Genomic DNA, 13955 nt, shown 5'->3' on the forward strand with positions numbered 1-13955 from the left:
CGTTATTTGCTGTATCTGGTGACTTTCAACAGGGAGGTGGTGGAAATTAAAACTTTAGATGAGCAGGCAATTGAGGACCTTGCGCTGGGTGCAACCGTCCTCGGAACGGGAGGGGGCGGAGATCCCTATATAGGGAAGTTGATGGCTCTCTCTGCATTGAAGGAAGGCTATGAAATAACCCTCCTTGATCCCAGGGAGATCCCTGATGATGCACTTGTGATACCTTCAGCCGGTATGGGAGCACCAACCGTTATAGTTGAGAAGATTCCCCGGGGAACGGAGGTCATGAATGCATTTAAGGTTCTCAGCGATTACCTCGGTCGTGAGGTTTATGCCACTCTTCCCATAGAAGCAGGGGGCCTTAACTCCACAATTCCTCTGGCTGTGGGTGCCAGAACAGGGATCCCGGTTGTGGATGCCGATGGAATGGGCAGGGCATTCCCGGAGCTTCAGATGACGACGTTTCATCTCTACGGCGTGCCGGCGACTCCGATGGCCCTTGCCGATGAGAGGGATAATGTTGTCCTTCTCAGAGCTGCCAACAACTACTGGGCTGAGTGGCTGGCAAGAACCATCACCATAAAATTTGGGGGAACGGCGTGGATCGCACTTTATGCAATGACCGGAAAACAGCTGAAGGAAGCTGCCATTCCAGGGACGTTAACACTGGCTCAGAAGCTTGGAGAGGCGATACGGGAGAGCAAGGAAACAAAAGAGGATCCTGTTGATGCCATTTTAGATGTTTCTGGTGGATTCAGGATATTTGAAGGAAAGATAATTGATGTTTCAAGGAGAACCACAGGGGGATTTGCCAGAGGTGAGGCAGTTTTTGAGGGTCTGGATGAATACAAGGGGCACACATTGAAGATACAGTTCCAGAATGAAAACCTCGTTGCAATACTGGACGGCAGGATAGTTGCCAGTGTTCCTGACCTGATAACCGTTCTTGACCTGACGACGGGCAGGCCAATCACCACCGAGAGCCTCAGGTACGGATACAGGGGCGTTGTGATTGGGATACCCTGCAGCGAAAAGTGGAGAACTGCCAAGGGACTGGAAGTCGCTGGACCGAGATATTTCGGCTATGATATCGATTACATCCCCATTGAAAAGCGCATGGAGGGAGGCGAATGACACTTAGACTGGGTATAGACGTTGGAGGAACAAACACCGATGCGGTCATACTCGATGAAAACAACGAGGTTCTGGCAAAGGCAAAGTCTCCGACAACTCCCGATGTTATGACAGGTATTTTAAACTCCCTGGAAAAAGTTCTGGGTGAAAGCGGAGTCGACCCGGGCGAGATTAAGTATGCAATGCTCGGAACAACCCACGCCACCAACGCCATAGTTGAGAGAAGGAACCTTGCAAACATTGCCATTATCAGAATAGGAAAGCCCGCAACTCTGGCAATTGCTCCTCTGACGGGATGGCCTGAAGACCTCAGGAAAAAGCTCGGGAGGCATGTATTCATTGTTCAGGGAGGCCATGAGTACGATGGAAGGGAGATTGCTCCCCTTGATGAGGAAGAGCTGGTGAAAATTGCGGGGGATCTAAGGGACAGAAACATAGAAGCAATTGCCATCTCCTCGGTATTCTCTCCTGTCAATTCAGAACATGAGGAGAGGGCCGCGGAGATACTGAGAGAAGCCCTTGGGGATTCTGTGGCGATAACGTTATCCCATGAAATCGGCAGTATCGGGCTGCTGGAAAGAGAAAATGCTGCTATACTGAACGCTGCGGTTACAAAGGTAATGAAAAACGCAGTTCGCGGCTTTGAGAACGCCCTGGAAGAGAAAGGAGTGCATGCAAAGTTATACATAACCCAGAACGATGGAACCCTCATGTCGGCGGATTATGCTGTGAAGTATCCGGTTTTAACAATCGCCTCCGGGCCGACTAACAGCTTAAGGGGAGCGGCTTTTCTCTCAAACGAAAAGAACGCTGTTGTAGTTGATGTTGGAGGGACAACATCGGATATCGGTATTTTGGTCAATGGATTTCCCAGGGAATCTGCGGTGGCTGTTGAGATAGGGGGGGTGAGAACGAACTTCAGAATGCCCGATTTGATATCCATAGGTCTCGGGGGAGGCAGCATTGTCAGGGTTGAAGGAGAGGAGGTGAAGGTTGGCCCGGAGAGCGTTGGCTACAGGATAGTTGAAGAAGCCCTTATTTTCGGTGGAGATACACTGACGGCAACCGACATTGCAGTCGCTGCTGGAAGGTATGAACTTGGAGATGTCAGCAGGGTTCGGCATCTTGATGCATCTCTCGTTGAGAAGGCTGTCGCCAGGATTGACGCTATAGTTGAGGATGCAATTGACAGGATAAAAACAAGCCCAGAGCCAATTCCTGTTATTCTGGTTGGAGGAGGCAGCATACTGCTCTCGAATAAAATAAAAGGTGCGTCGAGGGTTATACGGCCGCAGAACTTCGACGTTGCGAATGCAATAGGGGCTGCTATCGCTCAGGTTAGCGGAGAAGTCGACAGGGTTTATTCTCTTGAACAGCTTGGAAGGGAGAAGGCCATCGAGGATGCTAAGAAAAAAGCGATTGAAGAGGCAATCAAAGCCGGGGCGGATCCGGATACGGTTGAAATCGTCAACTTTGAGGAAATTCCCCTCGCCTATCTGCCGGGAAATGCAACGAGAATCCGGGTGAAGGCAGCGGGCTACCTGAGGGCATGAGGCGTGATTTTCATTTTTCACTTTCAAAAATTTTGGGAGGTTTGGAAATGGGAAAGGATGAAGGATTTGTTGAAAAACATGCTCTGGATGAGATACCCAAAGATGAGCGAAGCCCGTGGTACAGCATCGCACTGATATGGACAGGGGTCATGATATGCATTCCTGCTCTTATGATAGGCGGCGCTCTCGTTACAGGATTGTCATTAGGAAACGCGATACTCGCGGGAATAATTGGATATACAATCGTCGTCGCATACATGGTCTTCATAGGAATGCAGGGTGCCGATCTTGGTAGGCCCACGGCGGTTCTTGCAAGGGCATCCTTTGGCGAGGTTGGAGCGAGGATAGTGATTTCACTGATAATTGCCGTGTCTCTGATAGGATGGTTCGGTGTTCAGGCAAACATAGCCGGTGCTGCATTTTCAAGTATCCTCAAGAGCTGGCTGGGGATTCATTTTTCAGTCCCCCTGTCGTCGTTTATCTGGGGAATAATAATGCTCACAACGGCCATTGTTGGATATAAAGCCCTTGAATATCTCAACTACGTCGCTGTTCCATCGCTGTTAATCCTGGCATTATACGGAACATACGTATCCCTCACCAGATTCGGACTTGGGAACCTCTCAAAGTACCAGCCTTCCCACCCCTTCTCCCTGCTGCAGGGGATTGCATTAACAGTGGGAACCTTTGCCGTGGGTGCTACAATCGCAGCCGACTATTCGAGATATGCCAGGAGCAGAAGGGATGCGGTTCTTTCGTCAGTCTTTGGGGTGTGGCCTGCCGGAATACTGATGCTCTCTATGGGAGCTGTGATGTCAGTTGTGGCCGGCACATACGATATAACCCAGGTTCTATCAAAGCTGGGGCTCTCTGCCATAGCCTTGATAATCCTGATCCTTGCAACATGGACTACAAACACGATAAACGCATATTCCGGGGGTCTGGCAATAACAAACATGTTTAACCTCTCCGGAGAAAAAAGGGCATTGGCCACAGCGGTTGCTGGCATCCTTGGAACAATTCTGGCTGTTGCAGGGATACTGAACTACTTCATCAAATGGCTCACCATACTAACCGCAACAATCCCTCCGGTTGCAGGTGTTTTGATAGCAGACTACTGGATAATGAGGGGGGCAAAGCCGGAGAGCTGGAGGGAATATCCGGGTGTAAACTGGGCTGGAATCGTGGCGTGGATCCTGGGTTCATTGGCCGCAATAAAAATCTCCTGGGGAATTGCTCCAATAAACGGCATAATTACGGCGATTGTGGTTTATTACATTCTCTACAGGGTGATCGGTGAGAGAGCATGAAAATACTCGATTTAATTCCGGTTATCGAAACCCAAGGCATAGCCGAGGCCATTGAGGACAGAAAAAAGCTCGGGAAAATGCTTGAGGAAGAGACTGGAGGCCTAGTAAAACTTGATGTGCTGTCCATAGATAAAGGGACAGCCTCCATTGAAGGCAGCTATGATGAGGCATTGAACGTCCCCTATATCCTGAAGAACGTGAAGTGGGCCGAAAAGAACGGTTATGATGCCGTTGTTCTGGACTGCTTCGGTGATCCCGGTCTCGATGCTGCGAGGGAAGCTGTAGAGATACCGGTAATAGGGGCAAATCAGGCCGCAATTCATATGGCGTCACAGCTCGCGGGCAGGTTCTCGGTTATAAACATACTACCCGAGACCGAGCACCTGATCAGGTCGCTCATAATTAAGTACGGGCTGATCCAGAATCTAGCATCCATACGAACGATTCATGTACCCGTGCTGGAACTTGAAAACAATCCCGAGCTAACATTGAAAAAAGCTGTTGAGGCAGCGGAAAAAGCCGTTCTTGAGGATGGGGCATATTCCATAGTTCTGGGCTGTACAGGAATGTCGCCGCTGGTGGATGCGATAAGGGAGCACTTTGACAGGATTGGAGTGAATGTGCCGATAATTGAACCGCTCAGGGCTGCAATATACACGGCAGTTGCAGTTGTTTTAGCAGGCCTAACCCACAGCAAGAGAGCATACATGACGCCGAGGGAAAAATTCAGAAAACTCGATTTTGATTTTTAAATTTTCACATTCAGTTTTGGTTTTTATCTTATCCCATTTTTCATCAAAGGATAAAGCTTTAACCCCTCCGCCGAACAATTATCATGCCCGTCATTGATGCCGCGATCTTCATCCAGGGAATAGATGTCGAAGGTGTCACGACTCCGAAGGTCGTTGAGGAAGTTAAAGACCCCGAGTCAAGGCTCTTTCTGGAGAGCCTGATCAGTGCCGGCAAAGTGAGGGTTCTGGTTCCCTCTGAGAGGAGTATTGAAGCCATCAGGAGGGCAGCAGGAAAAACCGGAGAGCTGGATGAACTGAGCGAAGCCGATATTGAGGTTCTTGCACTCGCATATGAGCTTAAAGCGACCCTCTTCACCGATGACTACAACCTTCAGAACATAGCGAGAACCCTTGGAATCAAGTTCAAAACACTCAAAAGGGGCATAAGGAAGGTAATCCTCTGGAGATATGTGTGCATTGGCTGCGGCAGGAAATTTGAAAGCAGGCCTCCGGAGGGCGTCTGTCCGGACTGCGGGAGCCCCCTCAGGCTGCTCCCGAGAAGAAGGAAAAGGAGAACTAAGAAATCCTGATGGTTTTAATCTCAAAGGGCTTTAGCCTAACTTTTTTATCAGCCTTCCCGGCTTCCCTCAGCTCGATCATGTCCATTTCAATGCCTTCTTCCGGCAGTTCAACCTCAAGCTCCTCCCTTGATGGGTTGTACAGCCTTAAAATGTATCCCTTTCCATCCTCCGCCTTCTTAAGCGCCCCAACTACCGCATCCGTCCTCATGAAGCTGAACTCCCTGGCTTTTTCCCCGGTTCCATTTGCCCTGACAACCCTGAGTTTTGACCAGACCTCCAGTGCTCTCTTGTAGACTTCTCCTTCGAACCAGTCTCCCCTGTGGGGATAGAGATAATATGTGAATTCCCCCTCGCCGAGGTCGCTCCATGGATTTGGATAAATCGGCGACTTGAGCAGGCTGAGTCCGATTTTGGAGTCCCAGTTCGTGTAGCCGTGCCTTGATGTGCAGATCACGGCAACCCCGTAATCGCCATCACACACATCCGCCCACCTTAAAGCCGGAACCTCGAACTTCGCCTGCTCCCATGGCGTGTTCCTCACCGCTGGTCTTTCTATAACGCCGTATGGGATATCGTAGAAGGTGCTCCAGTTGTGGGCGTTGAAGTTGAACCACGCCTTAAGCAGAATCTCCTTGTCCTTCCAGTCGACTTTGGTTTCAAACTCCAGGAGCTTTGATTCCCTGCGGAGCTTTATGAACTGGATCACCCTTGAACTGCCATAGCCCCTGACAACCCTGACAATTGCAATCAGGGGACTCTGATAAACCACCCTGGCTTCTTCGATTGTTTTGAGCCTTTCTCCCTGAATGAGGAAGTCCTCGTTTATGTCCCACGCATCCCACATACCCGGTGTGTCTATATGGGCCATCAGGACGTTGCTTGTGCCCCTTACAGCCTCTCTTTTATTTTCCCGGTCGTAGAGTGAGATAAGCTCTCCGTCTCTGTTAAGAACAGCCCTCAGATGCTCGTTTTCAAGTATTATGTTGCCGTCCTCCTCTCTGGCTTTAACGCCTTCCCCTGCGTTCATCGGTTCAAATGACCTCCAGCCCATGGGTGGAGCTTCAAGCAGGTAATACTCGCCGTTGACCTCAACCACCTCCCTCCTGTCCCAGGGCAGATCGTTGAACACCAGGGAACTGCCTTCCTTCCCGGCAATACTCCTCATGGAACTCTGGATAATCTCCTCGGCCTCCCTGATCACGTCCTTCAGGTCCTCAATCGCCTCATCATAAACCTCCCTTATCGAGGAGCCGGGCAGAACGTCATGGAACTGATGGAGAAGAACCCTTTTCCAGAGCTTTTCAAGCTTTTCCTTTGGATAGTCGAGCAGTCCAAGCATCTCCGCCATTGAGCTCCAGATTTCGGCACTTCTCAAAACTGATTCGGCATCCGCCATGTACTTCTTCATTTTGAGATTCGTCGTGTAGGTTCCTCTGTGCACCTCAACGTACAGCTCCCCCTCCCACGTGGGCATTCTATCCCTGCAGGCTTTAAGCTCCGATACGTATTCCTCCTCATGTCCCCTGATTATTCTCGGGATGTGGGGGACCTTGTTCATGTGCTTCATCATCTCGACCATTTCCCATGTAATGCCCCCACCTCCATCGCCGTATCCGTAAGCGTAGAGGAGAAATGGAACTTCATATTTGTTCTTATAGCGTTTCCATTGTTTGTACAGGCTTTTGGCGGTCATTGAAGATTTGTAGCTCATCATAAGATGAACCGGCACCTCTGTTCCATCAATTCCGCGCCATATGAACGCATGATACGGGAACTCATTCCTTTCATTCCACAGGAGCTTGTACGTTGCAAATACCTCAATTCCGCTTTTTTTCAGTATCTGCGGCAGGGAAGCGGAGAAACCGAAGGTATCCGGGAGCCACCCTATCTTCGCTATCCTCCCGAATTTTTCGAGGAAATAGCGCTGCCCGTAGAGGAACTGCCTCACGAGGGATTCACCGTCTATAAGCTGAACATCGCTCTCGACCCACATCCCTCCGGCTAATATCCACTTTCCTTCGCCGACGTACCTCCTGACCTTCTCAAAAAGCTCTCTGTCAAGCTCTTCGAGCCACTCATAGTACTGGGCCGAACTCTGAATGTAGGTTATCCCGTATCTCCGCATGAGCCTCTCAACCGTTGAAAAAGTTCTCAGAATCTTCTGCTTTGTCTCCGCATACGTCCACAGCCATGCAGCGTCTATGTGGGAATGTGCGAAGGCGTAAGCTTTGCCTGTTTTCGGAAATGCCTTTCTCACCCTTGCCAGAGCCTTTTCAAGCTCCCTCTCAATTTTCTCAACTTCCATAAGATAGGGCTCTCTCCCTGGTTTCTGGGTGTCCTCCACCCTGCCCTTCATGCAGCCAATTCCATACACCGCGGAGAGGAACATGTAATCGGGCCGGACATCCCTTACATCAAAGCGTCCAATCTTCAGCTCCTTAATTCCCGCACCTCCATCGTGAAGAAGCATTCTGAGAAGCGTGATCTGCTTTATGCTCGGGACGCTTTTCACCCCTATTAAAATGCCCGACAGCTCCTTCATCAGTGCGTCCTTCAGTTCTCCCTCCCCCGCGACCTCAATGAAGCTCACGAGGTCGAGAAGCCTCTGGGCAAGAACGTAGGGCTCCCACATAATTCCGATGAGTGCCGCATAATCAATTTTAATGCGCCATTTGTGGTAACCGAACATTGTCAGCGGAGAAACGATGAGCTCAATCCTGTGCTTTCCGGGACGGACAGGAATATACGTGTGAATGTCATCTATTGTCCCGTAAGCTGTTCCATCGAGTCTCACAAGTGCGTTTCCCTCCATGGAGACCTTCAGAAACCACTTTAGGTCGTCGCTGGGCACCATGATTTCCCGTGAAAAAACGAACAGCGTCTTCGGTTCAGCATCCTCCTGAAAGGGCAGCCTTACGGTTCTGTCCTCAAACTCCCATTCTTCAAGAAATGCGTGCTTCCTGATGGAGGTTGCCATCAAATCAAAGGCTTTTCTCTCAATCTCGGCTAGGCCCATCATTTTTACCACACTCCCAAAGCGTCAGCGCTCATAGGGTTCTTCATCGCTCCGCTCAAATCCTCTCATCATCCGCCGGGGTTCATTGGATGTAATATGATACGAGTCTTCTCAGCTCTAAATCCTGTTTGGCTTTCTTCCTTAAAAACCTTTTAAGCTGGGAATTCTCAGCCATCAGACCGGAAAGCTCAATCGCCAGAATTTTATTGTCCTCGCTGACTCCGTAGGCTTTGTATCTGAGCGGGGCCCACTTCTTTTCCAGCTCCCAGACCTCCTTTTCCAGCCCCTGGATTTCCTCCTTGAGGGTTTCGTACTCACCGCAGGGTTCCCTGAACTTCCCCTCAAGAATGATTTTGAGAATGTGTTCCGGTGATCTGCCGTATTTCTCGCCCATCCGTTTAATTGTCTCCCATAAATCATCGCCAATTTCGACTTCAATCTTTCCGAAGCCCTTCTCGGGCTTTACCTTCAATCTCACGCCTCTTCGCCTCCAGCTCCTTCCTGAGCTCCCTATTCTCAAGTTCAAATTCTTCCCTCTTCCTCATCATAAGCTCCCTGTCGTTCAGAGCCCTGCGGTAGAACTCCAAAAGCTCGTCATATTCCTCCTTCATCCGTTTGAGCTGCTCCTCAAGTTTTTTCTTTTTCTCCTTCAGGAACTCCTCCTCTTCGGCCTGCAGTGTCAGTTCAACTTTCCGAAGGGATTCCCCTATGAGCTCATTAATATCCCTCTTTTTCAGATCCCTGAAAACCTCCCTGGGAACATGGATTTCAATCTCCACACTCTCCAAAAATCTCACCCTCTCTCTTCAGTTTTCCTGTCATGGCAGATGATGTAAAACGCGAGCACACCTTTCCATCTTCCATATGGCTCAAGAATTTCCATGACATCTTTCTCTCTGATTTCTTTAACCCTCCTGTTAAAAATCTTTGCTATCCCCCTTCTCAGCCCGAGATCTCCTGCAGGATAAACGTTTTTCCTCAGCCCATATGCCAGGAAAAGCTCTGCCGTCCATTTTCCAATCCCCCTGAATCTCCTCAGGTATCTGATTGCCTCCTCCACTTCCATCTCTTCAAGATTCAGCGTGAGTTTTCCGTTTATTATGTCCTCCGTCACCGATTTTATATACTCCGCCCTGTACCCGAGCTTTGCTTTCCTCAGTTCATCAACCGACATTCCTCCTATATCCTCAGGTTTCGGGAAGAGGTAAAGGCTTCCTATCCTCCTTCCGGCCAATTTTACGAGCTCTGCAATCGTCCTTTTGGCAAATTCAAAGGAAATCTGCTGCTGGGCTATTACCTCAATGAGGGCCTGATATTTATAGGGGGAGGCGGGAACGGTTAAACCCCGGAACTCCTCAGCCAAAAATGCAAACTTCGAATCTTCAATCTGGCTGTAGAATTCATCGAGGTTTGTATCCAGGCCGAGGATAAATCTGATTCTGTCCTCTGCATGTTTCTTCTCCTTCCGCGACAGGGAATCCGGGAAATAGAAGTTCTCCCCGTCAAAACCCACTACACCATAATCCAGAGCCTGCCAGAAGATTCCATCGTATCTCCACGTTCCGTTGGGAATCATTTCATAGGTTATCTTTTTGAGGTCGATTTCAACCATCGATCGAGCTTTACAGGGTTCTCCCTTATATCCTTTAGGGTTGAAACATAGAGCCTCCTGCCGTCCAGAGAGCGCATGATTTCAAGCTCCCCGTTTTCCTCCAGAAAAAGCATGGCCTCTTTTATGTCCCTCTCCCGAACATCAAAGTTCTTCTTCAGAAAATCCCAGTATGGCTCAGTGCGCGAGTATCTGGCGGCTTCTTTAACCACCTTCCAGGCCAGCTTCTTCTTTTCCCTTCCCCTTGCGATTTTAAAATGCCTGACCAGTGCCCTTAATGTTGGCATAGTTCATATTCTGCGTTTGTTGTATATATGGCTTTTTATGTGGTTTTCTCTCCCCGGGGATTTGCGGGGCACGGCTATTCTCCCTTGGAGGCATGAACGCACCCCTTTGTACTCTAAGGGAAAAAGATTTAAACTACCACGGGGTATAAATTAACAGGGGATGGCGATGAAACATCACTTCATGCTGGTGATCCTGCTGTTAACTTTCCTCCTTCTTCCCCATGCCGGGGCCCAGGATAGTGGGAATACCAGTACTGTATATGTGGCCCAGATTAAGGGCATGATAACCTCATACACCTACGACCAGTTCGACAGATACATAGGCGAGGCTGAAAAGGCCAATGCCGGGGCAATAATCATTGAGCTCGATACCCCCGGCGGAAGGGCGGATGCCATGCAGGAGATAGTCCAGCGCATAAAGTCCGCCCGCGTGCCCGTCATAATATACGTGTATCCCTCCGGGGCAATGGCGGCCTCAGCGGGCACTTACATCGCTCTCGGCTCCCATCTCATAGCCATGGCTCCGGGGACGGCTATAGGTGCCTGCAGACCGATTCTCGGCTATTCCCAGAACGGCAGCATAATTGAGGCTCCGGCCAAGATTACAAACTTCTACATAACCTACCTGAAAAGCCTCGCCGAGGACAGCGGAAGAAACGCCACACTTGCAGAGGAGTTTATAACGAAGGACAGGAGCGTCACCCCCGAGGAAGCATTGAAATACCATGTTGTTGAGGTTGTAGCATATGACCTCAATGACCTTCTTAACAAAGCCGATGGGATGGAGACAAAAATTCCGGTGGCCGGGAGGGGAAAGGTCAAGCTCCATTTAAGGGATGCACGGATTGTCTATCTGAGGGGTTCTTTTAAGGACACGGTAATCCAGTACATAACCGACCCTACGGTGGCATATATACTGCTCACCCTCGGCATCTGGGGGCTTATCCTCGGATTTCTAACCCCGGGATGGCATGTGCCCGAAACAGCCGGGGCAATAATGATCGCTCTGGCAGTTATAGGTCTCGGATACTTCGGCTACAGGAGTGCAGGCCTGCTCCTGATAGTCCTTGCCATGATATTCTTCATTGCCGAGGCTTTGACCCCGACTTTCGGACTCTTTACAGTTGCAGGGGGGATAACGTTGATTCTGGGAAGCATTTTCATGTTCAGCGGGGGAAGGGAGTATCTGGTGAGCAACGAGGTTTATGGAAGCCTCAGGATCGCCATCATCGTAATGGCGGTGCTGCTTGCGGTCTTCTTTGCCTTTGGCATGGCGGCTGTCATCAAAGCTAGGAAGAAGAAGCCGGGAACTGGAAGGGAGGAAATGATGGGCATGAAGGGCAAGGTCATCCAGACCCTTGAGCCCGAGGGCATGATACGAATCAGAGGAGAGCTGTGGAAGGCCAGGAGCAGAAATGGGGAGAGAATCCCGGCGGGGGAGGAAGTTGAGGTTGTTGGTGTTGAGGGTCTTATGCTGATTGTTGTCAGGAGTGGAGGTGAGTGATGTGGTGAATTTTGGAACCATAGCAGTGGGTATTGTTTTGTTGTTTGTGCTGATAGTGCTGGCGTCGGCAATAAAGATTGTCAAGGAGTACGAGAGGGCAGTAATCTTCAGGCTTGGAAGGGTCGTGGGTGCCAGGGGACCGGGTATATTCTTCATCATACCGATATTCGAAAAGGCCTACGTGGTCGACCTTAGAACCCGTGTTCTGGACGTTCCGGTTCAGGAGACAATAACAAAGGACAATGTTCCCGTCAGGGTCAATGCGGTTGTGTATTTCAGGGTTATTGACCCCATAAAGGCCGTCACCCAGGTCAAGAACTACATAATGGCAACATCCCAGATTTCGCAGACCACCCTCAGAAGCGTTATAGGGCAGGCCCATCTCGATGAGCTGCTGAGCGCAAGGGATAAGCTCAATATGGAGCTGCAGAAGATTATAGATGAAGCAACTGATCCATGGGGAATCAAGGTTAGCACGGTGGAGATTAAGGATGTTGAGCTGCCGAGCGGAATGCAGAGGGCGATGGCAAGGCAGGCCGAGGCTGAGAGGGAAAGGAGAGCAAGGATCACCCTCGCCGAAGCGGAAAGGCAGGCAGCGGAGAAGCTCAGGGATGCTGCTGAGATAGTATCCCAGCATCCGATGGCTCTCCAGCTCAGAACTCTTCAGACGATCAGTGATGTTGCGGGGGACAAGAGTAATGTTATCATACTGCCGCTCCCGATGGAGATGCTCAAGCTCTTCCGGAGCCTCGCCGACACCGCAGAGGTTGTAAAGAAGAAGCTTGAGGATGAGACCGAGGCTGCAAAGAAGGAAAGTGAAAAGAAAGCCGCTGAATGACTTTTCTTTTTTAACCTTTAACCTATTTTCTCCTGAAAGTTTCTTCCTTGGAGCACCAGGAAAACCGCAAAAGATAAAAGCACAATGCTTTAGATTAGTGTGTTTAATGTTATGCACGGCTGAACGCCTTTGAACATCCTAGAAAAACTTATAGAGGATGTTGGGGTATTTTTACTATGTCCAGGGGGTGTTACTGTGGAAGGCCGCTCAATAGTCTTTGCTTCGGGTAAGGGAGGAACAGGTAAAACCACCGCAGTTGCAAATCTCGGTGTTGCACTGGCTCAATTTGGAAAGGAAGTGATTTTAATCGATGCTGATATAACAATGGCAAACCTCAGCCTTGTTCTTGGAATGGAGGATATACCCATAACCCTTCATGATGTCCTCGCGAGAGAAGCTGATCTCAAGGATGCCATATACGAAGGGCCGGCGGGCGTGAAAGTTGTTCCCGGTGGTTTAAGCCTTGAAAAAATCAAAAAGGCAAAGCCCGAAAGGCTCAGGGAACTGATCAGGGAAATCTCGCAGATGGGTGATTTTATTCTTATAGACGCTCCCGCAGGTCTGGAAATGACATCCGTAACTGCCCTGCTCATCGGTAAGGAGCTGATCATAGTTACGAACCCCGAAATATCCGCCATCACGGATTCCCTGAAAACAAAGCTCATTGCGGAGAAGCTTGGAACCCTGCCGCTGGGTGCGATCCTGAACAGGGTTACAAACGAGAAAACGGAGCTCACGAAGGAGGAGATCGAGGCCATCCTGGAAGTGCCTGTTCTCGGCATCGTCCCGGAGGATCCTGAGGTAAAGAGGGCCAGTGCCTACGGTGTTCCCTTGGTAGTCAAAAACCCGACATCACCTGCAGCTATATCAATCAAACAGCTTGCAGCAAAGCTTGCGGGAATCAGATGGCAGCCACCCGAGCCGGAAAGCCCGATCAAGAGAGTATTTAGAGCTCTCTTTGGAGGGAGGAGATGATGGTAACCACGATAATTTACGGAATTATAGTGCTCCTGGTCCTCCTCAACATAGTCCTGATTCTCCTCTATCTCTCGGCAAAGAACAATCCCTATTATGTTGTCTATGATGAAGAAACGAAAAGCGCACTTAAGAGGAGGGTTTTAAGCCTCAAAGACGAACTTGAGTCCGAACTAACGGAATTCGATGTTGAGGAATGGGAGAGGACACTGGAGGAGTCCATTGAGGAAGAGGTCAAAAGGCTCTGATTTTTATTATAATTTTGTCTCTGAATATTTGCAAACTGTCAGGATAATTCGATAAAGCTTTAAATAAAGTTAAAATCAGCTGTTGGCAAGCATACCACATTTGGCCCGGCAGTAGGGACATCTCTGGAGCGTTAAATTTTAAAATCCTTTTAATTGACTTTCTACCGGG

The 13955-nt window shown here is 49.6% G+C and carries 14 protein-coding genes; 9 read left to right on the forward strand and 5 right to left on the reverse strand.

Features of this window, described 5'->3' with window-relative positions:
• Positions 1-6: 6 nt before the first annotated feature.
• From ACYQ27_RS03265 to ACYQ27_RS03285, 5 genes are all read left to right on the forward strand, one after another.
• Positions 7-1134 carry an S-methyl thiohydantoin desulfurase family protein gene (locus ACYQ27_RS03265; protein ID WP_460040988.1) on the forward strand — a complete coding sequence of 376 codons (1128 nt, stop codon included), beginning with the start codon at positions 7-9 and terminating at the stop codon, positions 1132-1134.
• Positions 1131-2687, forward strand: a complete 1557-nt coding sequence (locus tag ACYQ27_RS03270) for a hydantoinase/oxoprolinase N-terminal domain-containing protein (protein WP_456394456.1) — start codon at positions 1131-1133, stop codon at positions 2685-2687. Before ACYQ27_RS03265 ends, ACYQ27_RS03270 begins: the two co-directional genes overlap by 4 nt.
• Before the next feature lie 47 nt (positions 2688-2734).
• Positions 2735-3997 carry a cytosine permease gene (locus ACYQ27_RS03275; RefSeq protein WP_460040989.1) on the forward strand — a complete coding sequence of 421 codons (1263 nt, stop codon included), beginning with the start codon at positions 2735-2737 and terminating at the stop codon, positions 3995-3997.
• A complete protein-coding gene (locus tag ACYQ27_RS03280) occupies positions 3994-4749 on the forward strand; it encodes an aspartate/glutamate racemase family protein (RefSeq protein WP_456394458.1) in 756 nt (251 codons plus the stop codon). Before ACYQ27_RS03275 ends, ACYQ27_RS03280 begins: the two co-directional genes overlap by 4 nt.
• An 83-nt stretch (positions 4750-4832) precedes the next feature.
• Positions 4833-5318, forward strand: a complete 486-nt coding sequence (locus tag ACYQ27_RS03285) for a type II toxin-antitoxin system VapC family toxin (RefSeq protein ID WP_456452794.1) — start codon at positions 4833-4835, stop codon at positions 5316-5318.
• On the opposite strand, the gene ACYQ27_RS03290 is transcribed toward ACYQ27_RS03285, so the two are convergent.
• The 5 genes from ACYQ27_RS03290 to ACYQ27_RS03310 all read right to left on the reverse strand — a co-directional run bounded on the left by ACYQ27_RS03290 (position 5305) and on the right by ACYQ27_RS03310 (position 10221).
• Positions 5305-8325: an alpha-mannosidase gene (locus ACYQ27_RS03290; protein WP_456452792.1), complete on the reverse strand. Its 3021-nt coding sequence runs from the start codon at positions 8323-8325 to the stop codon at positions 5305-5307. The genes ACYQ27_RS03285 and ACYQ27_RS03290 overlap by 14 nt on opposite strands.
• 82 nt (positions 8326-8407) lie before the next feature.
• Positions 8408-8803, reverse strand: a complete 396-nt coding sequence (locus tag ACYQ27_RS03295; RefSeq protein ID WP_456452790.1) for a hypothetical protein — start codon at positions 8801-8803, stop codon at positions 8408-8410.
• Positions 8760-9104, reverse strand: coding sequence for a hypothetical protein (locus ACYQ27_RS03300; protein ID WP_456452816.1), 345 nt, complete (start codon positions 9102-9104; stop codon positions 8760-8762). Before ACYQ27_RS03300 ends, ACYQ27_RS03295 begins: the two co-directional genes overlap by 44 nt.
• A gap of 14 nt (positions 9105-9118) precedes the next feature.
• A complete protein-coding gene (locus ACYQ27_RS03305; RefSeq protein WP_456452788.1) occupies positions 9119-9937 on the reverse strand; it encodes a DNA-3-methyladenine glycosylase family protein in 819 nt (272 codons plus the stop codon).
• The gene (locus tag ACYQ27_RS03310) at positions 9910-10221 is read right to left on the reverse strand and encodes a hypothetical protein (protein ID WP_456394463.1); all 312 of its coding nucleotides are present in this window, start codon (positions 10219-10221) and stop codon (positions 9910-9912) included. Before ACYQ27_RS03310 ends, ACYQ27_RS03305 begins: the two co-directional genes overlap by 28 nt.
• 166 nt (positions 10222-10387) lie before the next feature.
• On the opposite strand from ACYQ27_RS03310, the gene ACYQ27_RS03315 reads away from it, so the two are divergent.
• The 4 genes from ACYQ27_RS03315 (at position 10388) to ACYQ27_RS03330 (ending at position 13786) form a co-directional block, all read left to right on the forward strand.
• A complete protein-coding gene (locus ACYQ27_RS03315; RefSeq protein WP_456452814.1) occupies positions 10388-11725 on the forward strand; it encodes an NfeD family protein in 1338 nt (445 codons plus the stop codon).
• A gap of 1 nt (position 11726) precedes the next feature.
• Positions 11727-12563 (forward strand): slipin family protein, encoded by an 837-nt coding sequence (locus ACYQ27_RS03320; RefSeq protein WP_456394464.1) that lies wholly within the window; start codon positions 11727-11729, stop codon positions 12561-12563.
• A 195-nt stretch (positions 12564-12758) separates the two neighbouring features.
• The gene (minD, locus tag ACYQ27_RS03325; RefSeq protein ID WP_456394465.1) at positions 12759-13538 is read left to right on the forward strand and encodes a septum site-determining protein MinD; all 780 of its coding nucleotides are present in this window, start codon (positions 12759-12761) and stop codon (positions 13536-13538) included.
• Positions 13538-13786, forward strand: coding sequence for a hypothetical protein (locus ACYQ27_RS03330; protein WP_456394471.1), 249 nt, complete (start codon positions 13538-13540; stop codon positions 13784-13786). Before minD ends, ACYQ27_RS03330 begins: the two co-directional genes overlap by 1 nt.
• Positions 13787-13955 lie beyond the last annotated feature (169 nt).

This window comes from Thermococcus atlanticus (assembly GCF_054657855.1).